General features: G+C 39.0%; 36 protein-coding genes and 2 tRNA genes. 34 read left to right on the forward strand and 4 right to left on the reverse strand.

The window, feature by feature from the left end:
• Window positions 1-3 precede the first annotated feature (3 nt).
• Window positions 4-76, forward strand: a tRNA-Asn gene (locus R8925_RS11090).
• Window positions 77-130: 54 nt separating this feature from the next.
• Window positions 131-203 (forward strand) — tRNA-Thr (locus R8925_RS11095).
• Between the two features lie 76 nt (window positions 204-279).
• On the opposite strand, the gene R8925_RS11100 is transcribed toward R8925_RS11095, so the two are convergent.
• The 4 genes from R8925_RS11100 to R8925_RS11115 form a co-directional block, all read right to left on the reverse strand.
• A complete protein-coding gene (locus R8925_RS11100; RefSeq protein ID WP_430535919.1) occupies window positions 280-1,422 on the reverse strand; it encodes a tyrosine-type recombinase/integrase in 1,143 nt (380 codons plus the stop codon).
• A gap of 110 nt (window positions 1,423-1,532) precedes the next feature.
• A complete protein-coding gene (locus R8925_RS11105) occupies window positions 1,533-1,991 on the reverse strand; it encodes a PH domain-containing protein (RefSeq protein ID WP_430535920.1) in 459 nt (152 codons plus the stop codon).
• A 25-nt stretch (window positions 1,992-2,016) separates the two neighbouring features.
• Complete coding sequence (locus R8925_RS11110; protein WP_430535921.1) at window positions 2,017-2,520, reverse strand: ImmA/IrrE family metallo-endopeptidase; 504 nt, start codon at window positions 2,518-2,520, stop codon at window positions 2,017-2,019.
• Between the two features lie 29 nt (window positions 2,521-2,549).
• Window positions 2,550-2,882: a helix-turn-helix domain-containing protein gene (locus tag R8925_RS11115; RefSeq protein ID WP_430535922.1), complete on the reverse strand. Its 333-nt coding sequence runs from the start codon at window positions 2,880-2,882 to the stop codon at window positions 2,550-2,552.
• Window positions 2,883-3,033: 151 nt separating this feature from the next.
• On the opposite strand from R8925_RS11115, the gene R8925_RS11120 reads away from it, so the two are divergent.
• The 32 genes from R8925_RS11120 (at window position 3,034) to R8925_RS11275 (ending at window position 21,130) form a co-directional block, all read left to right on the forward strand.
• Window positions 3,034-3,282, forward strand: a complete 249-nt coding sequence (locus R8925_RS11120) for a helix-turn-helix transcriptional regulator (protein WP_430539441.1) — start codon at window positions 3,034-3,036, stop codon at window positions 3,280-3,282.
• An 82-nt stretch (window positions 3,283-3,364) separates the two neighbouring features.
• Window positions 3,365-4,117 carry a pentapeptide repeat-containing protein gene (locus tag R8925_RS11125; RefSeq protein WP_430535924.1) on the forward strand — a complete coding sequence of 251 codons (753 nt, stop codon included), beginning with the start codon at window positions 3,365-3,367 and terminating at the stop codon, window positions 4,115-4,117.
• Between the two features lie 11 nt (window positions 4,118-4,128).
• The gene (locus R8925_RS11130; RefSeq protein WP_430535925.1) at window positions 4,129-4,680 is read left to right on the forward strand and encodes a helix-turn-helix domain-containing protein; all 552 of its coding nucleotides are present in this window, start codon (window positions 4,129-4,131) and stop codon (window positions 4,678-4,680) included.
• Window positions 4,681-4,947 carry a helix-turn-helix domain-containing protein gene (locus tag R8925_RS11135; protein WP_430535926.1) on the forward strand — a complete coding sequence of 89 codons (267 nt, stop codon included), beginning with the start codon at window positions 4,681-4,683 and terminating at the stop codon, window positions 4,945-4,947.
• A 1-nt stretch (window position 4,948) separates the two neighbouring features.
• Entirely contained in the window at window positions 4,949-5,158 is a 210-nt protein-coding gene (locus R8925_RS11140; protein ID WP_430535927.1) for a hypothetical protein, read from the forward strand.
• 153 nt (window positions 5,159-5,311) lie between these two features.
• Window positions 5,312-5,575: a hypothetical protein gene (locus R8925_RS11145; protein ID WP_430535928.1), complete on the forward strand. Its 264-nt coding sequence runs from the start codon at window positions 5,312-5,314 to the stop codon at window positions 5,573-5,575.
• 101 nt (window positions 5,576-5,676) lie between these two features.
• Entirely contained in the window at window positions 5,677-5,994 is a 318-nt protein-coding gene (locus tag R8925_RS11150) for a hypothetical protein (RefSeq protein ID WP_430535929.1), read from the forward strand.
• A gap of 2 nt (window positions 5,995-5,996) precedes the next feature.
• Complete coding sequence (locus R8925_RS11155) at window positions 5,997-6,959, forward strand: AAA family ATPase (RefSeq protein WP_430535930.1); 963 nt, start codon at window positions 5,997-5,999, stop codon at window positions 6,957-6,959.
• Window positions 6,931-7,704, forward strand: a complete 774-nt coding sequence (locus R8925_RS11160; RefSeq protein ID WP_430535931.1) for a DUF669 domain-containing protein — start codon at window positions 6,931-6,933, stop codon at window positions 7,702-7,704. Before R8925_RS11155 ends, R8925_RS11160 begins: the two co-directional genes overlap by 29 nt.
• Window positions 7,705-7,758: 54 nt before the next feature.
• Window positions 7,759-8,523: a DnaD domain-containing protein gene (locus R8925_RS11165; protein WP_430535932.1), complete on the forward strand. Its 765-nt coding sequence runs from the start codon at window positions 7,759-7,761 to the stop codon at window positions 8,521-8,523.
• Window positions 8,510-8,971 carry a replicative helicase loader/inhibitor gene (locus tag R8925_RS11170; protein WP_430535985.1) on the forward strand — a complete coding sequence of 154 codons (462 nt, stop codon included), beginning with the start codon at window positions 8,510-8,512 and terminating at the stop codon, window positions 8,969-8,971. Before R8925_RS11165 ends, R8925_RS11170 begins: the two co-directional genes overlap by 14 nt.
• Window positions 8,968-10,236, forward strand: coding sequence for a replicative DNA helicase (locus R8925_RS11175; protein ID WP_430535933.1), 1,269 nt, complete (start codon window positions 8,968-8,970; stop codon window positions 10,234-10,236). The genes R8925_RS11170 and R8925_RS11175 overlap by 4 nt, the downstream gene beginning before the upstream one ends.
• A 51-nt stretch (window positions 10,237-10,287) precedes the next feature.
• Window positions 10,288-10,686: a replication terminator protein gene (locus R8925_RS11180; RefSeq protein WP_430535934.1), complete on the forward strand. Its 399-nt coding sequence runs from the start codon at window positions 10,288-10,290 to the stop codon at window positions 10,684-10,686.
• A 24-nt stretch (window positions 10,687-10,710) separates the two neighbouring features.
• Entirely contained in the window at window positions 10,711-11,415 is a 705-nt protein-coding gene (locus R8925_RS11185) for a hypothetical protein (RefSeq protein WP_430535935.1), read from the forward strand.
• Window positions 11,416-11,467: 52 nt separating this feature from the next.
• A complete protein-coding gene (locus R8925_RS11190; protein WP_430535936.1) occupies window positions 11,468-12,154 on the forward strand; it encodes a hypothetical protein in 687 nt (228 codons plus the stop codon).
• 223 nt (window positions 12,155-12,377) lie between these two features.
• Window positions 12,378-12,848, forward strand: a complete 471-nt coding sequence (locus R8925_RS11195) for a hypothetical protein (RefSeq protein ID WP_430535937.1) — start codon at window positions 12,378-12,380, stop codon at window positions 12,846-12,848.
• Window positions 12,832-13,053 carry a hypothetical protein gene (locus tag R8925_RS11200; protein WP_430535938.1) on the forward strand — a complete coding sequence of 74 codons (222 nt, stop codon included), beginning with the start codon at window positions 12,832-12,834 and terminating at the stop codon, window positions 13,051-13,053. The genes R8925_RS11195 and R8925_RS11200 overlap by 17 nt, the downstream gene beginning before the upstream one ends.
• A 64-nt stretch (window positions 13,054-13,117) precedes the next feature.
• Window positions 13,118-13,753 carry a hypothetical protein gene (locus R8925_RS11205; RefSeq protein WP_430535939.1) on the forward strand — a complete coding sequence of 212 codons (636 nt, stop codon included), beginning with the start codon at window positions 13,118-13,120 and terminating at the stop codon, window positions 13,751-13,753.
• A 26-nt stretch (window positions 13,754-13,779) separates the two neighbouring features.
• Window positions 13,780-13,995, forward strand: a complete 216-nt coding sequence (locus tag R8925_RS11210) for a hypothetical protein (RefSeq protein ID WP_430535940.1) — start codon at window positions 13,780-13,782, stop codon at window positions 13,993-13,995.
• Between the two features lies 1 nt (window position 13,996).
• Complete coding sequence (locus R8925_RS11215; RefSeq protein WP_430535941.1) at window positions 13,997-14,266, forward strand: hypothetical protein; 270 nt, start codon at window positions 13,997-13,999, stop codon at window positions 14,264-14,266.
• Entirely contained in the window at window positions 14,259-14,495 is a 237-nt protein-coding gene (locus R8925_RS11220; protein ID WP_430535942.1) for a hypothetical protein, read from the forward strand. The genes R8925_RS11215 and R8925_RS11220 overlap by 8 nt, the downstream gene beginning before the upstream one ends.
• On the forward strand, window positions 14,492-14,872 hold the full coding sequence (locus tag R8925_RS11225) for a hypothetical protein (protein ID WP_430535943.1): 381 nt from the start codon (window positions 14,492-14,494) through the stop codon (window positions 14,870-14,872). Before R8925_RS11220 ends, R8925_RS11225 begins: the two co-directional genes overlap by 4 nt.
• Complete coding sequence (locus R8925_RS11230; protein ID WP_430535944.1) at window positions 14,873-15,076, forward strand: hypothetical protein; 204 nt, start codon at window positions 14,873-14,875, stop codon at window positions 15,074-15,076.
• Window positions 15,073-15,381 (forward strand): hypothetical protein, encoded by a 309-nt coding sequence (locus R8925_RS11235; RefSeq protein ID WP_430535945.1) that lies wholly within the window; start codon window positions 15,073-15,075, stop codon window positions 15,379-15,381. The genes R8925_RS11230 and R8925_RS11235 overlap by 4 nt, the downstream gene beginning before the upstream one ends.
• Window positions 15,381-15,536 (forward strand): DUF6906 family protein, encoded by a 156-nt coding sequence (locus R8925_RS11240; protein ID WP_430539443.1) that lies wholly within the window; start codon window positions 15,381-15,383, stop codon window positions 15,534-15,536. The genes R8925_RS11235 and R8925_RS11240 overlap by 1 nt, the downstream gene beginning before the upstream one ends.
• Entirely contained in the window at window positions 15,530-15,880 is a 351-nt protein-coding gene (locus R8925_RS11245) for a hypothetical protein (protein WP_430535946.1), read from the forward strand. The genes R8925_RS11240 and R8925_RS11245 overlap by 7 nt, the downstream gene beginning before the upstream one ends.
• Window positions 15,807-16,394, forward strand: coding sequence for a hypothetical protein (locus R8925_RS11250; protein WP_430535947.1), 588 nt, complete (start codon window positions 15,807-15,809; stop codon window positions 16,392-16,394). Before R8925_RS11245 ends, R8925_RS11250 begins: the two co-directional genes overlap by 74 nt.
• A gap of 82 nt (window positions 16,395-16,476) precedes the next feature.
• Complete coding sequence (locus tag R8925_RS11255; RefSeq protein WP_430535948.1) at window positions 16,477-17,031, forward strand: sigma factor-like helix-turn-helix DNA-binding protein; 555 nt, start codon at window positions 16,477-16,479, stop codon at window positions 17,029-17,031.
• 43 nt (window positions 17,032-17,074) lie between these two features.
• Window positions 17,075-17,449, forward strand: coding sequence for a hypothetical protein (locus R8925_RS11260; RefSeq protein WP_430535949.1), 375 nt, complete (start codon window positions 17,075-17,077; stop codon window positions 17,447-17,449).
• 73 nt (window positions 17,450-17,522) lie between these two features.
• On the forward strand, window positions 17,523-18,299 hold the full coding sequence (gene terS, locus R8925_RS11265) for a phage terminase small subunit (RefSeq protein WP_430535950.1): 777 nt from the start codon (window positions 17,523-17,525) through the stop codon (window positions 18,297-18,299).
• Window positions 18,265-19,617 (forward strand): PBSX family phage terminase large subunit, encoded by a 1,353-nt coding sequence (locus R8925_RS11270; RefSeq protein ID WP_430539444.1) that lies wholly within the window; start codon window positions 18,265-18,267, stop codon window positions 19,615-19,617. Before terS ends, R8925_RS11270 begins: the two co-directional genes overlap by 35 nt.
• A gap of 61 nt (window positions 19,618-19,678) precedes the next feature.
• Window positions 19,679-21,130 carry a phage portal protein gene (locus R8925_RS11275; RefSeq protein WP_430535951.1) on the forward strand — a complete coding sequence of 484 codons (1,452 nt, stop codon included), beginning with the start codon at window positions 19,679-19,681 and terminating at the stop codon, window positions 21,128-21,130.
• Window positions 21,131-21,132 lie beyond the last annotated feature (2 nt).

Raw genomic sequence — 21,132 nt, forward strand, 5'->3', positions numbered from 1 at the left:
TATTCCACAGTAGCTCAGTTGGTAGAGCAATCGGCTGTTAACCGATCGGTCGCAAGTTCGAGTCTTGCCTGTGGAGCCTTTTTATTTATTAAGAATTTTTGAGGTGTGTTAGAAGTCTGATTTTATCAGTGCTTCCATAGCTCAGTAGGTAGAGCACTTCCATGGTAAGGAAGAGGTCACCAGTTCGAATCTGGTTGGAAGCTTATAAAAAAATGAGATATAGCAAGGAGTTTAGCGGTTTCCCGTTAAGCTCCTTTTTTTGCGTTGGTCACTAAATGGTCACCAATTTTTTTCGGCCTTGCTATTTGGGTCTAAATTATTGAAGGTTAAGCCGATTTTCTTTAGGCGTTCATCCGTAGATTTTGAATACGTATTTGCCGTTGTCTCGAATTTTTGATGCCCTAAAAACTCTTGGAGTGTTTTCATATCGATACTTTCTGTTAGATAAGTTGCAGCAGTATGACGCATTTCATGGATTGTTATTTTTTTGAAACCATGATTTTCAATGTGTCTATTCCAAAATTGGTTAATAGTTTTAGGATTAAAGGGTGTTCCATCGGCATTTGCAAATAACAAACTAACCTCAATCTCATTGTGATCTTTCATTGTTTTAAATGAGGGGCCGAGCAATTCCTTTTCATTCAGGCGTTCAGCTTGATATTGGGCTAGTAAACCGCAAACGAATGCAGGAAGTGGGACAGCTCTTTCTATACCGCCTTTTGTTTCTTTGAGTTTGTAACCCGCACTTGTTGTCTTTTGTAACGAGCGGCGCACAATAATGTAACTCTCATCTAAAAAAATATCCTCTTCCATATCTAAGCCAAGAAGTTCTCCTTTACGCAATGCTGCGCTTAAAAATATGCATATAATAACTTTATGTCGCAATAATATATCTTCATTTGCCAATAAAGAAGAGAAAAAGGCTTCCAACTCGCTTTTGTTGTACACAGTTCGTCTAACACGGGGGACTTTCGGAGTGGGTATGTCAACCATATTATTTTCTTTTATAAATCGCCATTTTTTAGCCCACTTGAAAACACTCCTTAAAATGCGGTGCCGTTTCTCAAGTGATGAAGCAGACATGCCTTCTTCTTTTTTCTCGTCAAAATATTTTTTTAATAAAAATAATGATATTTCATCAAGATAGAACGATCCGAAATAAACTATAATATCTTTTTTCAGTATATAGTTGTAGTTCTCTCTCGTAGTATCTTCTAATTTTTCAGCAGCATAATGCTCATCCCATATCTTTGTGAAGGCTTTAAAAGATACCTTGCTTGGTTGCAAATAATTCCCGCTTTTTACTTCTGTTGTAAATTCGGCCAAAAGTTCGTTTGCCTCTGTTTTATTTTTTGCAGCAACTGTTTTCATCGCTGGTTTGCGTCGCTTTCCGTTAGCGTCATAACCCAATTCTACTTTCAACCGATAATTCTTGCCTCGCTTTGTCACACTTCCCATAATTATCACGCTCCGAAACGTACATACGTTCTATTTTAATTGTTAAAGAAAAGCCCAAATGGGCCAGATAAAATTTAGTTAATAAGTTCTTCTAATTTTGTTTTTAATAATAGAACTTTTTCCTCGTCAATATTTTTAATGACAACTTTCTTTTGTCCAAGAGTCTTCTTGATTTTTAATTCAATGGATCCGGAATTAGTCCAAACTTGGCCAATAGGGTTAGGCATTATATCATAATCGACGGCAACAAGATCTTTGAGATTGTATACCTCGTTTTCGACTTTGCCTAAAAGACCACCTTTGTTAATAAATAAAATGATTTTAGAATCACTAACAACAAATATTCCTGTTTTCGTTGTTTTTGTATTCGATTCCTCGAAAGCATGTATAAGTTCATTCTTCTTTACAATTTTTCTTAACTGCTTCATAGCACTATCGTGAAATTTGCGAACTGTTTTAGGCATTTTTGAAATATACAGTTCCAAATCGCTCAAAGTTGCTGGAAATGTAATTATTAGCTCATTATCCCTCATTCTCTATCTACTCCCTGCTATTTTTTTATATAAACGCGGTTGCCGATATATCCAAATATGTTGGCTTATGCGCTAATATATTATTTTTTATTTGCTCCATTCTTTTTTGCGCAAATTCTGTGGATGTTCCGAATATATCGGAAATATTTTTATTTGTATTTCCTTCAAAATCAACTAGATGCAACATATGATAAGGGATCAAAGCATACATTACCATAAAATTTGCTTGAGCTTCTTGTTTTAAACGCGTATTTCCATCCATATACCGCTGATCACCAAAGTGACTAATATTGTGGATAAACTCATGAAAAAATTGATATCTGTAATCGAAATTTTTCAGTCCGCGCGGAAGAATTATCCCTAATCCGTGTACAGATAAAGGGAAATCCCCTTCAATAACAAATAGATTAAATTTATTTAAAATATTTTCCGAAGTAAGATCACTAGGTTCAACAATGCCTTTTGATAATAGCAATTTCGAGATTCTAAGCTCACTCTCGGTAGGATGATAGTATTTCAAATATTCCATGTAACACCCTCACATTTCTAACGCCATTATTATTTATCACTCATCTTATTAAAGCGTTCTGCCTCTTTTTTCTGTTGTCGAAGAGCCTCTATATAACCTTCTATTTTAGCCATATCCTTTTCATCTAAACCATCATAATCAAAGAAGGCCAGTCCATCGTGATCCTTTTCTTGCCGTCCGTGCAAGAAGTCTAAAGAAACATCAAAGAAGTCTGCTATCTTATTTTGAATCTCCGCATCGGGCATTCTTCTATTTTGCTCATAAGAAGAATAGGTTGTTCTGGCAACACCTAATGCAGATGCTAAATCTTCTTGAGTTAATTTCTTTTGTTTCCTAAGTTTCATTAAAATATCACCAAACATTATAAGTGCACCTCCATAGTTGCATTATACTACACAAAAAGCGTAGTTAGGGGAGAAAAAAACAAATGTGTCAAAAAGAGTAATTTTTATTTGACATGTGTCGTAAAGCGTAGTATTATAAAAGTACGCAATATGACACGTTATTAAAGAGGTGATTAAATTGACTGAATGGCTACTTAGTTATAGAAAAGAGGCTGGATTGACGCAACAAGAGGTAGCGGATAGCACCGGTATGGCTAGAACAACATACGCATCGATTGAACAAGGGCGTCGTCGTCCATCTGTTAAGAAGGCTATGCAAATCGCGTCGCTGCTAGATTTCAATTGGGCCCTTTTTTTTGATGATGAACTACGCGTTTTGACTCAAAATGCTTTTGAAAAGCAAAAAGTAAAAACATAGGAAAGGGGGCAGATAAATCATACCCCACCACCCTGTAACACGCGCATGAAATTTGTGACAAAAATATTGGAGGTAATAAATTATGAAAAGAAGATTATTAAGAGCAGATGTACAAATACTTTTAAACAATCGCGAAGAATGCGAAAGAATTACTTTAACAAACTGCGATCTAAGCAAATTAGATTTGTCGCATCTGGATTTACGAAATGTCGATTTTTCAGATTCAATTCTGGATGATACGAATCTTTCAAATTCCGATATTACTCACGCTGTATTTTACAATACATCAATCAATGATGCGCGGGGCTTGAATATGTACGCGATTCACGGGATTTCTGGAACCAGAGAATCTATATATTATCACCCCGCAACTGATCAAGTTTGGTGTGCAGGTACAAGAATGACGTTGCAAAACTTTAAAGAAATATACGCGGAGCCTGGAGAAGATTATATTAACGAATATGCGCTAGCGGAGTTTCAAAGCACTTTTGCATTCTTTAGTTCAATTGAATGTATTTCCAAAGCAAGAGAGGCGGAGGAAAATAGCTATTTTGTTGATGACTATGACGCAGAGGAATTCGTAAAAGAAGAGGCAGAAACACTTGAAAACCAAGGCAAGGAAACAATAATTATTAAAAGTCCAAGGGATTTAAGTATTAAAGGATTTGAACCATTGACTAAAGCCGACGAAGAAGCTATAAAATGGACGTTTTTAGCGGGCCATGAAATGACTTTAGACACGGAAACAAACTGTATCATGACAAAAGAAAAAGGTTCTGTTGCGGAAGTCATGATGTCAGCTTTATGTGCAACACCATTAAGAGGCGTTTTATAGGAGGTGAAAAATTGAATAATACTAGCATCAAAGCATCCGCAAAAGTATCAGAGGCCTTTAAATATTTGCGACCTGACTTGCAACAAAAAGAAATCAGCGCAGATATTCATACAAGTCGTTCGCTAGTATCGCATTACAAGCGCGGTACCCGCAACATGACGGCGGACGTCGCGAGTAAGAGCATCGAAGTATTCGAAAACGACGAATACACCACGGCGTTAGTAAGTGAGTTTACAAACGGTGCAACGCCCCCACTGATGCGAGGTGAAGCTATAGAAGCGCATAGGCTAGCGTTAATACAGCATTACATTATTGAGCAAGAAGAAGCAATTAAGACTATCAAAGACAACATCATATTGCTTTCTATGCCTATTGAGTCACTAAACGCAGATCAGCGGCAAAATGTTAAGACAATCCTGTTAGAAGTTGCAGACGGTGTAACAATGTCATGGAATGCATTCATTAAACTAACAAACGATTACGGCTATACAGCTAAGAAAATATTCAAAAGTCGTGAAAAAGACTGGAAAGTTTGGAAATGGTTGAGAAACGAGGTGATTTAAATGTCAACGAAAGTAAAAAAAGCAGAATCAACGGAAGTAGTTATTAAAGATGTGAATAAGATGACGGTTCCGGAGTGCGCTGCTTACCTCGAAAAATCAACCGATACGATTTACAAGATGGCGAGAGCAAAGGAGCTACCGCATTACAAATTACGCAACAACTACTATTTCCAAAAACGTTTTCTAGATCGCTACAGAGAACGGCAGCAAGAGGTAATAATGGAACAAATTGAAGCCAAATGGCAACTAGAAATAGAGGTGAATTAGGGTGGTATGGTTTTTTCAAATCTTAGGGATTGTAACAATGCTTGCATTCACGTTACTAGGCGTTATGTATACGTTAGATACAATTGTGGAACATGTGGAAAACAAAATAAAGGAATCGAAAGGGGATGCCGTAAATGTTGATGGTAACAACGGTTGTACAAGTACTAGTGATCATGCTAGCCGGAGTCTTCGTTATAGAAAAAGTGCATAACCAGATCAAAGAGGTTAAGCGTCTAGGGTTCCAGAAATGGTATTTCAGAGGGCATAAAGATGTTTGAACCATACGGCTATTATGTAGTTGGTATGCTCATCTTTATATTCTTTATTGCAATACTAGTCATTTTTAAAAAGGAGGATTGAAGGGATGGAAGCTATTTTTGGAGGGCTATTAAAAACGGCAAGAAGAATGACATCAGCATATGAATTTAACAAACAGAAGGAAACGGCAATTAAAAAAGTGGGTGAATTGATTAAAGAAGCAGCGTCTACTGGTAAAACAAGTGTATACATTTACGATGCTTTAGAACAAAGGATTATCGATTTGAAATTGACATCTGATCTTGTCAATGAAGGCTTCGAGCTTATGAAACATGAAGATTCAACTGAAATAAGTTGGGCAAAAAAATAAACTCGTGCGTCAACACGAGTCAATAAGGTTACTCACCTATCAATTACTTATTACCATTATAAGTGAGTAGCCCCAAAAATACAATGAATGGGGTTTTTGTTATGAAAAATATCGGAGAAGTAAAATTTAATGAAGTACGTCAATTAACGGAACATGTAAATACGATTTGTGATTTTAATGCTGGTATTAAAACAATGTCAATTAGTATTAACGATTTAGAAGATGGTTCATGTGACGTAGTATTTGGCGGTTCGGGTAGTAGAACGGACTTTCTCCGGATGTATGCAATGTTAACGGAGAATTTAACAAAGCAATTATATAAAATGCATCCTTGTGACTGTATTCCTGTTAGCTTGCAAGCTGCCGCAGGAATGGGCATATCGGAAGGGCTAGAAGAGGCTAAGAAAGAAGGTGAATAAACATGAACATGCAAGTAGAGACAGCGCGCCGTGAACGCCTTAAGGTTCATATGCTGCTTGCCGGGGTTACTAACTCTGGTAAGACAGTTAGCGCGCTACTGATTGCAAAGGGGATCATTGCAGAAATGTATCCAGATTTACAAGAAAGTGCCCAATGGAGCCTAATCGGTGTGATCGATACAGAACATCGACGAGCATCACTTAATGCACAAAAGCAAGTAGGCGACACAAAAATAGGTGAATTTCATGTTGTAAATATGGATGCACCGTACACCGTTGAACGTTATGAGGGAGCGTTTGGCCTTCTAGCTAGAACTGGATGCCAAGTTATCATAGTAGATTCCATTACGCATAATTGGGAAGGGCTCGGTGGTATCCTCCATAAAGTCGATCAGTCTGGCGGACAATTTAGCGCGTGGGGAAAAGTGAAGCCTGATCTAAAACGATTTCAAGACTTACTTGTTAGCAGTCAGATGCATGTTATATCAACGGTAAGAGTCAAGCAGGATTATGTAGTAGTTGCGAATGAAAAAGGGAAGATGGCGCCTGTCAAAGTTGGACTTAAGAACATTACAAAAGATGACCTAGATTATGAGTATGCTATTGCTTTTAGACTTGAAGCGGATCACATTGCTTATCCAGTGAAAGATAATTCGGATATTTTTACGGAACCAATCCAACTAACCGAAGAACACGGAAAGAAATTGTACAAATGGGCAGAACAGGGCGTGGATGTTGCAGAGGAGCAGCGGAAACAGCGAGAAGAAGAAGAGGCAATGCGCCAGCAATTCTTAGCAGAAATCATTGAACACATGCCAAACCCAATAGTATCGCAGTATGTTGCAGATATGGCGTTTCAAATGCGAGTACCGTTAGAAAATTTCAATGTAGAAACGATGTATCATCTAAACCAAAAAATAAAGGAGATTATTAACAATGCCAATATTCACAACGGACCACAATAACACTGGATTTGAAAGAGTGCAGCCAGGGACATATGAAGTTTATGCGCATGATTTCCAAGTATCTCAAGCACGATCAGGAAATCAAGTATTAAACATGTTTTACACAATACGAGAAGATGTAATTCAACCTCACCAGGGTAATAAGCTTAGTTATGATCAGTTTACGCTTACCGAAAAAGCTGAATGGAGATTCAACGCAGCATTAAAATCGGCAGGAGTGCCCCATGGTGTTCCTTATGAGAGCTTAGAGCAGATCGGCACCGCGCTAATCAACAAAGATTTAAAGGTAATTGTAGAAATGGAAAAGCCTGATCCAGCAAACCCGAACAAGAAACTGTACCCACAAATTGTTGAGTTTCATCCAACAGACCAACCCAATACACACAATCGCCCAATGCCTACGCTTGTACTAGCCTATCAACAACCGGCTTACAATCAGGGGCAAAATAATAATAGCAACGGATTTAATCCAGGACAGGTATACAATCATGCGCATCATTTACAAGGGCAACCAGCCATGCCGCCTCAACAGCAACAAGGCTATAACAGTGCAGCGTTTGGCGCGCCAGCATATCAACCACAATCAGCGCCAGTAACGCCGCCACCACCGTTCCCGCCCGCACCAGCGCCAAATGCTGCACAAGGTAATGCAACAGGAACACAACAGTCATTTATGATGCCGCCAAAAGAGGAGCCTAAAAAAGGCGGATTAACCATCGATCCTAACGATTTACCATTCATGTAAGAAATAAATCCAACCAGAGAAATCTGGTTGGAAAGAATGGAGGTGTGGACGAGATTGAACATTAATTATTTAAAGGAAATCAATGCTTTTCACGATTGGCTCGAAATAAATCCAATTAGCTCAACAACACAAAGTTTGTGGTTTCATATTATGAATATCGCAAATAAGTGTAGTTGGCCATCCGAATTTACAATTGCCAATCCAACGTTACAAGCAAAGTTAGGAATTTCCAGAGGCACGTTAAACGAACACAGAAATATTTTGGTGCAAAAGGGCAGGATTCAATATAAATCTTTAGGTAGAAATAAAGCAGGTGTATACAAACTCATTTCATTCTATGGTTCAAATAATGAACTAGTAAAAGGGTCTAGTTCAATTATTGAACCCGAGAACAACTCGAACCCAACTCCACACCAACCCGAACCCTTACCTTTAGTTAAACTAAACGAAAACGAAACGAAACAAACAGTAGATAATCCATTTCTGTATTACCAGAAAAAAATTGGTCGTGATCTATCCGGTACAGGAATACAAAAATTAATGAACTGGATTGAACTGGATAAAATGCCCGAGAACTTGATAAGCTATGCGATCGACATAACCGCACAGGAATCAAGCAACCCTAAAAAACGAAAAATGAATCCTGAAAGCTATATTGATGGCATTCTGAAAAACTGGTCCCGTGATGGGATTAGAACTTTGGATGCAGCTATCGCAGAAAATAAGCCAGATACGGTTGCGAGTGGATCGGATTTTGATTCTATTCTAGAAAAATTAAAAGAGGAGGCGGCGGCAAGTGGAACTAATGCAGGCATATGAGCTAATAGAAATGATTTCAAGTGCGTATATTAATTTTAAAAAAACAAGCGATGAAAAGACATTGCGTTTATGGTCTGATTTCTTGGTAGATGCTGATTATGAGAAATCTAAAGCAGCATTAAAACAACACATCAAGACAAAGAAATTTGCACCGTCCCTTGCTGATTTTTCAATACCAATCAATGCTGATTTGGAAAATTCTCAAGCAGAAATGAAGGCGTGGGAAATCATTGAACAGAGCGTTGCAAAAGAGATGCAGAACTATGTACCGCCTGATGTTGAAAAGATGCCAATTAGTGATGAATTAAAGCAATATTTAAAAGCTAATAGGCGGAATGTAAGCACTCCATTTAAATCAAAATTAACTGCGGAACAGGAACAAGAACGAAAAGTATTTTTACAACACCAGATTGATGAATTAGCCAAACGAGAGGAGAACAGCCAATGAATAATTTTACATCAAATGAGGCTGAACAAGCGGTTTTAGGTGCTGTTCTTCTTGATCCAAATATTTTTCCAGAAATTAATTTGCAACCAGAATATTTTTTCACCCCGTTTCATGGCGAAGTTTTTAAAGCTATGCAACATCTTCATGAGAACAATATACCCATTGATATCATAAGTTTGTTCCAGCAACTAGGCGGGAATGATTTGGTCTATTTGACCGAATTATCAGGTGTTACACCCACAACTGCAAATGTTGCCTATTATGCTAAAACGATTAAGGATGCATTTTTCAAGCGTAAGAAGCATACGATAGCTTCGAAATATATAAACGAACCTAACGAAGATAACGAACAAGCTTTGAGGGAAGCTCTTTTGCTTGAAGATGATAACGAGACGGATCAGCAACGCGGTTTTCTGGATGTTGGGAACAAATTAGTTGAAAAGATTTTTGATGAAGGTACCGCTAAAAATGAAACGATGTCAACTGGATATCTTCACTTGGATAAGGTACTAGGCGGTTTGCAACATGAAGAATTGGTTATTGTAGCTGCTCGTCCATCGGTTGGTAAAACTGCTTTTGCGTTAAATATTGGTTTTAATGTTGCCAATTGCGAAGAAGGTGCTGTTAGTATATTCAGTGCTGAAATGTCAAAGGAAAAAATCACTTATCGACTCCTTAGCAATTTAATGGCTATCGATGCATCTGTTTGGAAAGACCCTTACAATCGCTTATCCGTAGAGGATAAGGACAGAGCTTTGAGAGCTTTTACTCATATTAGCAAACGACCTCTAAACATCGTTGATAAGTCAGGGCCTAGTTTGTTAGATGTGGAGAAAGAGATTATTCAAAATAAAAAGGATTATCCGGATTTAAAGCAATTGATCATTATTGATTATTTGGGCTTGATGTCAGCAGTTGGAAAATTTGAAAGACATGATTTGAAGATAGGTGCCATTACAAGCGGATTAAAGAGTTTGGCGCGCAAATATCACGTCTGCATCATATTGTTATCCCAGCTTTCTCGTGGTGTCGAGAATCGGCAAGATAAGCGTCCGATGCTCTCGGATATTAGAGATTCCGGCAATATTGAACAAGATGCCGATAAAGTTGCGTTTCTGTATCGTGATGATTATTACGATAGGAATAGCGAATTGAATGGCATCATTGAAATCATTGTAGCAAAAAATCGCGATGGCACAACTGGCACCGTAAATCTTGCCTTTATGAAGAAGTTCAGTAAGTTTAATTCCTTAACTGTTAATTGAAAACCCAGCCATTAGGCTTTCACATACAACCAAATTTAGGAGGAATGAAAAATGGAAACTAAACAGGTTAAGTTAGACGAAATTGCAGACGGTGCAGCACCAGCATTGTTCGAAAAAGCTGCGGAGGCAGTTATGGAAAACATCTATAATCCTAATACGGACGCGACTAAAAAGCGAAAGGTAACGCTCGAATTTGTTTTCACACCAGGTAAAAAGCGCGATCAGTCAACAGTTAGTGTTCAAGCTAAAACAACGCTACAGCCAATTGTACCAGTTGAAACAACTGTTATTATTGGCGTAGCAAACGATGGCAAGGTTGTAAGTAATGAATTGAAATCAGGTGCTATCGGCCAGGGATATATGGATGTCGAAACTGGCGAAGTGAAAGATGATACCGGCAAACCGGTTGCTGCTGATGGCAAAGTTTTAGACTTAAGACAAACAAAATAATGAAAATATTGGAGGAATAGACAAATGGAAAAAGATGCATTGCAATACTTAGTGGAGCTGAACAAAGAATATGAGGTTGTGGATGGGAGAGTATTTATTGATCCTGATTTGCGTGAGGTCAGAAAAGAGACGGCTGCACCATTTGGAATCAGCACGTTATCAGGCTTAGTAAATTATATTCAATCAGAATTTGATGGTGATGATACGGTAATGGTCCAAGTCGTATCTCCTAAAAAAGTACGGGTTCTAGGGCAAATGAACGCCAATAAAGAGAGAGATAAATTTGTTAATGTGGAAGCTATTGTGCCGGAATTTGATTATGGAAGATTCCATGATATGGAGGATTTCAATATAAAACTTCAATCGCTATTTTTACCAGGGCTGGACCGTGACGTTATTTTGCAAGTAGTGGGCAATGTTAAAGAGGAAGATGTGAGAAGTTATGGGGATAACGGCGTTTCTCAAAGTGTGGTAGCAAGTACCGGTATCGCGAACGTTGAAAACATTTTAGTGCCGAACCCAGTTAAACTTGCGCCATATCGAACATTTACGGAAGTTGAACAACCAGAATCGCTATTTGTATTCAGAATGCAAGACGGTCCGCGTGCAGCATTGTTTGAAGCAGACGGAGGGGCTTGGAAGAACCAAGCCATTAAGGCTATTGAAACTTTCCTAAAAGATAAATTAAGCACGGATATAGAAAATGGCCGCGTTCACGTAATCGCCTAATAATACGAGGGCGGGAAACCGCCCTTAAAGATGAATGAAGGAGAGTGTAGAAATGGAAGAAGTATTGCACTTTAAAGTTGATCCGCTATGGATCATTAGAACAATGCTACAAATTCATGTTGAAAATGTGTTAGAAGATCAGTTATCAGAGGCTGAAACGTATGCACTTTATGCTTGTATTCAAGAGCTAACGGATGAGGAGACAGAGGCATTAGGACATGAATATGGAAGGATTAACAATCTTGATTTTGTTAGTTTATCAGGCACGGTAGAACAACGAGAGGCATTTTACAAAATTCTCATTGAGACGGATCGCTATAAAAAATTGCTATTTGAAAATCAATGTCAAGGATATGCAGGCATGGGCGTTGCTGATATTTTAGCGAAAAAATTCTACCCGTGCGCTTTCGCGGAACATTGGAAAACGCTAATGCGAATTATGGAAGAAGAGTATTGGGAAATGGATACCGAGGATACTAAAGAAATGGATGCCTTCATACTAAACAATTTTGAACTTGTCGGGGGTACAGAAGAAATCGAACATTATACTAAGGATAAAACCAGAGATAGGTTTTCCATTATCAATTTACACAAAAAAATGAACAAAAAGCAGCAAGACCTACAAATGATGCGGGATTCATTAATTCATGCTGCGTACTCTAAAAAGTCAGAGTTAGATGGTAAGTCATATAAGGAGATAGAAGCAATGTACGGCCAAATGCGCGCTGAAATTGATTAAGGGGGGGCTTGTTTTATGAAAATTGCTATAACGGTTGTTATGGTTGTCGGGGTATTCGTGCAAATGTATTTAATGTTTAGGATGCTGCGGAATTACAGAGATGGCGAGGATGTAATTCATCTTGTAATACCAATTTTGATAATAACAGCAGTTACACTATTACTTAATAATATTAGTAGGCTTGTATTTGATTAACATGAACCTTGTAGAGGAGGAATAGCATATGCCTATTAAAACAGGCGATTATGTTGTAATGCATACGGTAGCGGAGTCAGAGAAGCACAAAGGATTGTTATGGAAAGTGATAAGTGAGCCCTACATGGTAGGAAAGCGAGAAATGGTATTCCTTGAAGGTTATAGAGGCTCGTTCGCAACACAGTATCTGCAAGTGGTTGAATACGATCCGATGAATGACTTAAACGAGATTCACAGGCGAATAGATAAGCTGAATGAAGTTAAACAGATACAGGGCCGAAAAGGAAATTATGATTATGATTCTGGTAATTGCGGAATATACAACGGTTTAGAACTGGCTGCATCGATTCTGGAAAGACGAGACGCCAATTTTGCGAACAGGATTGTTTGCAAGCAGTGTAACTCGATCAACTATTTCATGGACGATGAGCAGCAAGAAAAATGCAAATGGTGTAAATGGCCGTTTGAGGAGGAAAATATCCATGACAAAAAGATATAGAATACACAGAAAATTAGTCTACTTTACGGTAGTTTGTGAGAATGAACAGTTTCCAATGTCATTAATAGTTCGAGCGAAAAAAGCAACTCTTGGAAGTGACGACCTCATAGAGATGCAGGATAGGATGATAAAGAGCGTAGTAAAAAATGAAGATATTAATAAGGGGGATGTTATTGTTAGGATTTTGAGCCTATGCTCATTGTAATTATTTTTAGAAATTAATTTAATTAGGTCGAAATCGACCAGTTTAGAATTGGAGGAGTATAAAAATGAGTCATTTTACAGTAGCGGTAGTAACTAAAACAGGAGCATTAGAGGAAGTGGAAAAGCTTCTAGCACCCTTTGATGAGGGAATAGAAGTTCCACACTACAAGACGAAGGCGGATATTATAAAAAAAGGTCGTGCATCCATTGAATCGTATAAACATGGGATATATCAGGAATACCTAAATGATCCACAAAAGTATTTAGATGGTTGTAATAACGACTCCCATGCTAATTATATATCAGTTGAATTTCCTAAGAAATTAGAATGGACGGATGAAGAAGTATACGCAGATGAAATTAAATGGGAAGAGGAGGAAAATATCCAAGCTAACGGTTCAGTATTTTCAAGTTATAATCCTAAATCGAAATGGGACTGGTATCAAGTCGGAGGACGTTGGAGCAATCATCTGACTTTAAAGGATGGTACAACTGCGGACACTGCAAAAATTGAAAATCTCAATTTACCAATAAAAGAGACTTTTGCATTACTTACACCAGATGGGGACTGGCATGAACGCGGGAAAATGGGATGGTGGGCCATCGTTACAGATACGAACCACAATTACAGTGAGGAATACAATAAATTGATATTAAAACATGAAGATTGTTTTGTTACAATAGTTGACTGCCATATCTAATTTAAAAATATGTTGGAGGTAATGGAATGATTGAAAAACAGTTTGATACAGATAATAAAACGGTGACACTTGAAATGGACATGACAATAGACGATGCAACAGTATTTGAGGCAGGCATGCAATATAAGGTTAATGAAGGCGGATTTATTCAAAATGAAAATGGTAGCAATATTCATATAGTGGACATATTTGTGCCGTTTCGTGTAGATGTTGCTTTTGCGGAAACCGAGGAGGTGGAGTAATTTGGATATGAACGATATAGTAAATAATGCTATTCATTCACAAGAAGAAATGTTTGGCTGGCTCGCATCATTAGAAAATTACGATAAGGTGACGATTGAAAGGCGCGATGGTAATAAAATCGAGGCTATAGCCCGCCGCGAAATAGGGATTGAAGAAATGAATTCCGCAACAACAATAAGGTTTAGAAATTCCATGTGGTTCACTAACGTTCGTGTTAACGGAAAAGAACTCATGGTGAAAAACGGTATGGGGGTTGACGATAGTGACTGAATTACAACCAATCTGCCAATCGTGTGATGAAAAATTTGTGAAGTGGGACGAGATTGTCATTTTTCGAGGCATTGCTTATCACAAGGATTGCTTACATGAAGTTCCTGGCGTATCTTCTTATTTTGATAAAAGTTTACAGCAAGAATTTTTAGGTACAGGGGAAGATGCGGACTTCGAAGGCGATGCGTACGAACATTTCGAGGGATTAGAGGAGGAAGAAGCAGAATGATTTATAAACTAAAACACCATGCAGGCGAAACCGTGGGCTTCGAGGCAGGGGCGCCCGCAGGTAAAATTGTAGAAGCTTTGGAAGTCGCGGTTGCTGCTGTAATAGTCAACTATGGTCCGTCTGCGGATTTGAGTAACACGGAGTTGGTGGAGATACTGCACAGAGGAATGTCCAAGTACGGCGTGAAACGTATAGAGACCGATAAGCAATACTTTGGTGTTGAGATTGATATGTTTGACTTGTACGAGTCTATCGCTGCCGATATTGGTGCGATTGAGTCTAAACGAAACATTTATAAATTTCATCAAAGTATTGCAGCTATAGCCTGCACGGTCTATATGGAAGGGCTAATACATTCATCAAAGGAGGCGGAGTAGTTGAATATCATAAAAAAAGGTGATGTTGTCAAAGCAAAAATCTTAACATTTCTTATAGAGCCAAACGGCAGCCTAGCTACGCATAACAAGGGCTCAAAGTTCCGAGTGACAAAAATATACAATTCGAAAATGCTAAAAGTTAAATCGCTATCAGGAATTGACGAGGGAACTGTTTTAGTTTCGAGTATTGAGGTGATGGGATGATTATTAAATCAAAGCAAATTATTGAGCGTATTGGTGTATTCCATAACAGCGAAGAAGAGTTAAATAGCAATATTGAAAACTTAATGAAAGATGGATACAGCGGCAATATAAGACTCGATGACGCAGCGTATAAACGTTCGGCGACCGCATTTTTGGATGTAGCTAATGAGGATGAATCAGCGCTATTAGATAGATACCCAGGTTTAAAAATACACCATTATTTAAAATCACGCTTTTCGGATAGCCCCTTTCGTTACGTCCTTTATACCGAACACGAAAAAATAATAGAGGGGCGTGAAAACTAATGAAGCAAGGTAAACGCCCCACAAAACGGCAATCAATTTTTATTTCCAGTCATAAACTCATAGCAGCCAATTGGCTTGTCGTGAAGGATACTAGTACGGAAATGCAAATTAAACACAGGGTTAGCGGAAAGGTGAGGAGTTTGGAAAAATGGTAATTCAAATTAGTGAAACCTATTTCATCACAAACGATACCAGGAACATCATTTGCAACAAAAGAACGCCTAACAGCAAAGATACTAGTAAGGGTGACACAATCACACGGACGTATCATCCAACATTAGCTAGCGCAGTGAAATGGATTGCAGAGGACATAAAAAAAGGCGATTCAATCCAGAGTATCGAAAGTCTAAAGATGGTGCTAATCGATTTTGAAAATAGTTTGAGCGCACTTATTGCCCAGTTAGAAAAAGCGGGAGGTGTTCGGAATGTCAAGGATGCTAACGAGAAAGCGGAGAGCGAAACAAGCAATAATGATAGCGGAAATAACAAAACTGATTGATGTACACGATGAAGGGGCAATTGATTTCAAGGATTGTAACAATAAATACTGCTCTTTATGTCGGAAAATTGAGATAAAACAAAATGAATTAAATAAATCCTTCAATGGTATAACAGATATTAAACCGGATAATTCACTGGATGGTTTAACTCGTCCTGAAAAGACAAAAGTTATTAAGCTCCGGTTAGACGCCAAAAGTGAAGAGGATTATTTTGAATTAAGGGACGAGGGATTGATTGATAAATTAATTGCTCAAGAGTGGCGAGTGCCAGCTGGTAGTCTAGCACGTTGGAAGCAGAGCAATAATATTATTACGAAAGAAGAACATCTAGATATTTCAGTAGAGGACTACAACGATATGCGGAATCAAGGTTTATCAGATAGTGTTATTGCAATGACTTTAGACGTTGATATTAGCAAAGTAAGCGGCTTTAAACGGAAGAATAATATTAAAAATGAGCGAGTAACTAAGTATTTTAGGAGATCCGGACATGCAACGAAAATCAGTAAGTGACGCATAAAAAAACCGAAACGCTAAAGCGCCCCGGCTAGATGGAGAGTGTATAAATCCATAATAGCACAGGGGCGTGAATAAAGTGAGAGAATTAATTTTAGAATATGAAGATGGGCGAAAAGCGCTATTAGAATACATCAGTACGTTACCTGGAAAGCGTGAGCCTAAAGTATTTCGTAATTACAAACTGATTCGCAACAGTGCCAGTGATCAGCGCAGAAGTGAAGCCATGAAGATGCTACGGGATATGGATTACGCATTGAAATGGATGCGCGATGGGCATGATCCTAAGCGACTAAAAGGCATAGAAGTAAAGGATGGTTACAAAAACATTGTCAAATTAGACCCAGCAAAGCTACAGCAATATTATTCAGAATCAATAACTACTTTGGAAAATCCAGATGTGGAATTAAATTATATCCAGCTCGAGGTAATAGAGAGCGTATTAAATATGCTATCAGAACGTGAAAAAGATGCCTACATTCTAATTCGCGCAAATGAATACACGTTTGCAGAAGCAGCAGAGGCTTTAAATATAAAGAAATCTAGTGTGCAAAAGTACGTGGAGAGGGCAGAAAAAAAGATCAGTGATGCGTATGCTAGCGATCTATTTTTTCAACAATACCTAACTTCGTGATTCTTGTCGTACGATAGCGGACTAATAGTGAAGGGTGATTTTTATGGAATTACATGAATCAATTGAAAGGATTATGTCAAAGGCTAACGGTGCCGATTCAGACAAAATAAAAGCGCTATACGTAAATGATCCAGTTTTTAAGGCGGATATGGATTTTGTTAAAAAGCACATAGAAGAAGTTTTTGCGCCATTAGTGCGGGCTGTTATTGAGGCTGCATTATCCATTATCGAAACACTTAGAGAGCAGCTACTAAAATTAAATGACGAACAGCGTGCATCGCTGGGGTGTGATGAAACCATAGCGCAATTGGGTTTTGTATCGCCTACTATTGATGTCAAAATGGGAGGACGTGGAAGCATGAAAGGTGCAACCATGGGCGCTATGCATAAGCAATTGTTGAGAGGCACAAATGAATAAAGATGGCAGGCTATTAGGCTGAATCTATTTTCACAAAACAACACATGATAATGGAGGTGGGAGTTGATGCGTCATGGAGAAACATAAGTTAGCGGAAGTTGATTATAACGAAGGCATGAAATATAAGGACATTGCGTTAAAATATGGCGTGTCTATGAACACAGTTAAATCGTGGAAGAAGCGGCATAATTGGAATCGCGATAAGGATGCACTAAAGGAAAAAGGGGTGCACACAAAAGAGCGAGGGGGTGCACCCTCTGGCAACGAATTTGCAAAGGGAAACAGTGGTGGAGCGCCCGCAGGTAATCAGAACGCGCGCGCGCATGGGCTGTTTTCAAAGTTCCTAAATGATGATGCTCTAGAAATAATGGATATTATCGACCAACAAACCCCAGCAGATATCGCTTGGGACCTCGTGAAAATACAGTACACTGCCATCATTCGCTCACAAAAAGTTATGTGGGTACGTGATAACCTGGACCACCTAGACGACAAATCCGGGGAGAGCTGGGGCGAGGGCGGCGGCAGTGAATCTAGGAAAGTGGCTTATGCTTACGAGCAGCAGGCCGCTTTTTTGGCGTCCCAAAGCCGCGCTATGTCGGAGTTGCGCTATTCTATTAAGAATTTCCTAGATATATCGGATGCATTTGACGAGAGGCGCAAGAAAATCGAGATCATGGATGCGAACCTTGAGAAAATTAAGGCAGACACGAAAAAAGAAGGCAATGACAAGGTTGCCACGGTTATTGTATCGAACAGGGACGAAATGCAAGCTTACCTTGATGCCCAAAAAGCAGCAAAGGCGGGTGATAATGATGGCGAAAATCCAGATTCATCCGGCAGTTCATAAGCAGCTGCAAGAATATAAAGTGATAAACGTAATTGATATGATTAATCCGGCATTCTATGATTTTTGGCTATCTGAACATAACCATTTAGTAGCTAAAGGCGGCCGGTCCTCTATGAAGTCATCGGTTATTAGCCTTAAGCTAGTAGAAATGAAGATGCAAGACCCTCTATCTAATATGGTATGTCTGCGGAAGGTTGCTAATACGTTGTACAAGTCAGTGTACCAGCAAGTGAAGTGGGCTCTTTATGAAATGGGCGTTGCGGATCAGTTTGTATTTGGTAAGTCACCTATGGAGATTATTCACCGTGAATGGGGAACGGGCTTCTATTTTTCGGGGTGTGATGATCCGGCCAAACTTAAATCAATGAAAATACCGGTTGGGCATGTTAGCGCGTTATGGTTTGAAGAGTTGGCGGAGTTCGCGGGAATTACCGATGTCGATATAGTAGAGGATACCTTTATACGTGCGGATTTGCCAGATGACAAGGAAGTTAAAGTATTTATGAGCTTTAACCCGCCAAGAAACCCGTATGAATGGGTGAATGAATTTATCGATGCTCGGCAGTGTGATGACGATTTCCTTATTCATCATACAACCTATTTAGATGATGAAAAGGGCTTTTTATCGAAACAAATCATTAAGAAGATTGAAAAATATAAGAAGAATGATCCTGATTACTATAACTGGATGTACCTAGGCAAAGTAATCGGCATGGGCGATAACGTTTATAATATCAACTTATTCCATCGAATTCCCGAGCTGCCAGTTGATGATCCAGTTATTCTTATTGATATTGGTATCGACACGGGGCACCAGGTGTCTGCTACGACCTATCTTGCAATTGGCCTGACCGCTAAAGGCAAGGTTATTTTGCTTGATACCTATTATTACAGCCCAGCTAACAAGGCAGTAAAGAAATCGCCTTCGGAACTGTCTGCGGAGTTGGACGAGTTTATGAATGATGTTCAGAAAAAATACAATGTGATTCTGGACAGGAAAACGATAGACAGCGCGGAAGGTGGCTTGCGTAACCAGTATTACAAAGATTTTGGAACGCGGTTACGCCCAGCACCAAAAGCCGGTAAGACTAAGGCGGATATGATTGATCCGGTGCATGACCTCTTAGCGCAAGGGCGCATGTTCATTCTCGATATACCAGCCAACAAGGTATTTTATGAAGAGCACAAGCGCTATGCCTGGGACCCGGATACTATTGTACGTGGCAAGGCAGAGGTTGTTAAGGAACATGATCACACTTGCGATGCATTCCAATACTACGTTATCGACAATATGCGCAAGTTAGAACTGAAATACTAAGCACAGGGGTGAGACTATGTTTACCAAGATTATCAATAAAATTAAGGGGGTGTTATATCGAATGAAGTTGATTAAAGGCGTTGAGATACAACAAAAGGTAGATTTACAGGTGGATCAGTCATTTTACGATGAGATAGCCCGCTGGCGTTGTTGGTATCAAGGTTTTTACAAGGAATACCACGAAATTTGGTACTACGTGCAGGGCATAAAACGCAGCAGGAACATGATAACGCTGGGAATGAGTAAACAGGTATCGCAAGAAATGGCCAACATGATTTGTAATGAAAAAATGGAGGTCAGTTGTGATAACGAAGCGGTATCAGCGTTTATTGATCCGATTTTAGAAGAGAATGGCTTTATTAACAATACGCAGGAAAACGCCGAGTATATGATGGCGCTTGGTGGCATGGTTGCCGAGGTTTTCAGCGATCGTAACAATATCAAGGTATCGTATGTTCCGGCTGAAAACTTTATCCCTCTTTCATGGGATGTTAATAAAAAGATTGACCAGGCGATTATTGTAGTCGAGCAAACGAGAAAGAAAGATTTTGTCTATACGCTTCTTCGCAGTCATTTGAAGCGAGAAGAAGGCGATGAGACATTGTATTACATTGAAAACGAGTTATTTAAGGCAAACGTGAATGATTCGACTTTGGGGCAGCCGGTGGACCTCGCAATCATCTATCCGGACTTGGAACCATATGTTGAGTTCCCGAATGCCCAACGCCCTTTCTTTGCTTACTGTAAGCCGGCTATTGCGAATAATATCAACTCGAATATACCGTTGGGCATTTCCATATTCGCTAATGCCATAGATACGTTAAAAACGATTGACACGGTTTTCGATTCATTTAACCGTGAGTTCAAGCTAGGGAAAAAGCGTGTTGTGGTACCTAATGCATGGCTACGTGGAGCAGTTGAAAAAGTTGGTGATACTTCGAGGGTTGTTACAAAGTTTGATGTGGATGACGAAGTATTTCAAGCGATGGAAATGGATGAAAACAAAGAGCAGTTTATGGACATTTCTCCGGAACTTCGCTCACAAGCTCATATAAGTTCGCTGGATGCCCTTTTAAAAACTCTCTCATCACAGACCGGTTTTTCAGCTAACACATTCGGATTTGAGGCTACGGGATTAAAAACGGCAACCGAGGTAGTAAGTGAGAACAGTAAGACATTTCGAAGCAAGCAATCACACGAAAATAACATAGAGGATTTTGTTGCGGAAGTGGTGGAAAGTCTTTTGTGGCTGGCTGATTTCCTACAAATATCACCATATCCAACGGAACCCTATACGGTTACAACCTCTTTTGATGACTCTATCGTCAATGACAAAGATTCAAAAATTAATCAGCAGGTTTCGCTAAAAGGTGCCGGGCTACAATCTAGAAAACGGGCTATTATGGAGGCACAAGATGTTGATGAGGCAACTGCTTTGGAAATACTTGCAGAGATTGAACAGGATGAAAAAGTTGTCACGGCGGAAATGGTTGATGCGTTTGGAGTTGATTAATC

The sequence above is a fragment of the Listeria rocourtiae subsp. hofi genome, from assembly GCF_963575615.1.
GTDB classification, from domain to species: Bacteria; Bacillota; Bacilli; order Lactobacillales; family Listeriaceae; genus Listeria_A; species Listeria_A hofi.

What these genes read in the sequence shown, in the direction of transcription:
- R8925_RS11200 (WP_430535938.1), top strand. Translation starts at nt 12,832, where the DNA reads ATGACAAAAAGATATAGAATACACAGAAAATTAGTCTACTTTACGGTA.
- R8925_RS11270 (WP_430539444.1), top strand. Translation starts at nt 18,265, where the DNA reads ATGGCGAAAATCCAGATTCATCCGGCAGTTCATAAGCAGCTGCAAGAA.
- R8925_RS11235 (WP_430535945.1), top strand. Translation starts at nt 15,073, where the DNA reads ATGATTATTAAATCAAAGCAAATTATTGAGCGTATTGGTGTATTCCAT.
- R8925_RS11245 (WP_430535946.1), top strand. Translation starts at nt 15,530, where the DNA reads ATGGTAATTCAAATTAGTGAAACCTATTTCATCACAAACGATACCAGG.
- R8925_RS11125 (WP_430535924.1), top strand. Translation starts at nt 3,365, where the DNA reads ATGAAAAGAAGATTATTAAGAGCAGATGTACAAATACTTTTAAACAAT.
- R8925_RS11190 (WP_430535936.1), top strand. Translation starts at nt 11,468, where the DNA reads ATGGAAGAAGTATTGCACTTTAAAGTTGATCCGCTATGGATCATTAGA.
- R8925_RS11170 (WP_430535985.1), top strand. Translation starts at nt 8,510, where the DNA reads ATGCAGGCATATGAGCTAATAGAAATGATTTCAAGTGCGTATATTAAT.
- R8925_RS11225 (WP_430535943.1), top strand. Translation starts at nt 14,492, where the DNA reads ATGATTTATAAACTAAAACACCATGCAGGCGAAACCGTGGGCTTCGAG.
- R8925_RS11275 (WP_430535951.1), top strand. Translation starts at nt 19,679, where the DNA reads ATGAAGTTGATTAAAGGCGTTGAGATACAACAAAAGGTAGATTTACAG.
- R8925_RS11150 (WP_430535929.1), top strand. Translation starts at nt 5,677, where the DNA reads ATGAAAAATATCGGAGAAGTAAAATTTAATGAAGTACGTCAATTAACG.
- R8925_RS11250 (WP_430535947.1), top strand. Translation starts at nt 15,807, where the DNA reads ATGTCAAGGATGCTAACGAGAAAGCGGAGAGCGAAACAAGCAATAATG.
- R8925_RS11105 (WP_430535920.1), bottom strand. Translation starts at nt 1,991, where the DNA reads ATGAGGGATAATGAGCTAATAATTACATTTCCAGCAACTTTGAGCGAT.
- R8925_RS11205 (WP_430535939.1), top strand. Translation starts at nt 13,118, where the DNA reads ATGAGTCATTTTACAGTAGCGGTAGTAACTAAAACAGGAGCATTAGAG.
- R8925_RS11110 (WP_430535921.1), bottom strand. Translation starts at nt 2,520, where the DNA reads ATGGAATATTTGAAATACTATCATCCTACCGAGAGTGAGCTTAGAATC.
- R8925_RS11145 (WP_430535928.1), top strand. Translation starts at nt 5,312, where the DNA reads ATGGAAGCTATTTTTGGAGGGCTATTAAAAACGGCAAGAAGAATGACA.
- R8925_RS11155 (WP_430535930.1), top strand. Translation starts at nt 5,997, where the DNA reads ATGAACATGCAAGTAGAGACAGCGCGCCGTGAACGCCTTAAGGTTCAT.
- R8925_RS11260 (WP_430535949.1), top strand. Translation starts at nt 17,075, where the DNA reads ATGGAATTACATGAATCAATTGAAAGGATTATGTCAAAGGCTAACGGT.
- R8925_RS11195 (WP_430535937.1), top strand. Translation starts at nt 12,378, where the DNA reads ATGCCTATTAAAACAGGCGATTATGTTGTAATGCATACGGTAGCGGAG.
- R8925_RS11180 (WP_430535934.1), top strand. Translation starts at nt 10,288, where the DNA reads ATGGAAACTAAACAGGTTAAGTTAGACGAAATTGCAGACGGTGCAGCA.
- R8925_RS11160 (WP_430535931.1), top strand. Translation starts at nt 6,931, where the DNA reads ATGCCAATATTCACAACGGACCACAATAACACTGGATTTGAAAGAGTG.
- R8925_RS11175 (WP_430535933.1), top strand. Translation starts at nt 8,968, where the DNA reads ATGAATAATTTTACATCAAATGAGGCTGAACAAGCGGTTTTAGGTGCT.
- R8925_RS11240 (WP_430539443.1), top strand. Translation starts at nt 15,381, where the DNA reads ATGAAGCAAGGTAAACGCCCCACAAAACGGCAATCAATTTTTATTTCC.
- R8925_RS11185 (WP_430535935.1), top strand. Translation starts at nt 10,711, where the DNA reads ATGGAAAAAGATGCATTGCAATACTTAGTGGAGCTGAACAAAGAATAT.
- R8925_RS11115 (WP_430535922.1), bottom strand. Translation starts at nt 2,882, where the DNA reads ATGTTTGGTGATATTTTAATGAAACTTAGGAAACAAAAGAAATTAACT.
- R8925_RS11210 (WP_430535940.1), top strand. Translation starts at nt 13,780, where the DNA reads ATGATTGAAAAACAGTTTGATACAGATAATAAAACGGTGACACTTGAA.
- terS (WP_430535950.1), top strand. Translation starts at nt 17,523, where the DNA reads ATGGAGAAACATAAGTTAGCGGAAGTTGATTATAACGAAGGCATGAAA.
- R8925_RS11135 (WP_430535926.1), top strand. Translation starts at nt 4,681, where the DNA reads ATGTCAACGAAAGTAAAAAAAGCAGAATCAACGGAAGTAGTTATTAAA.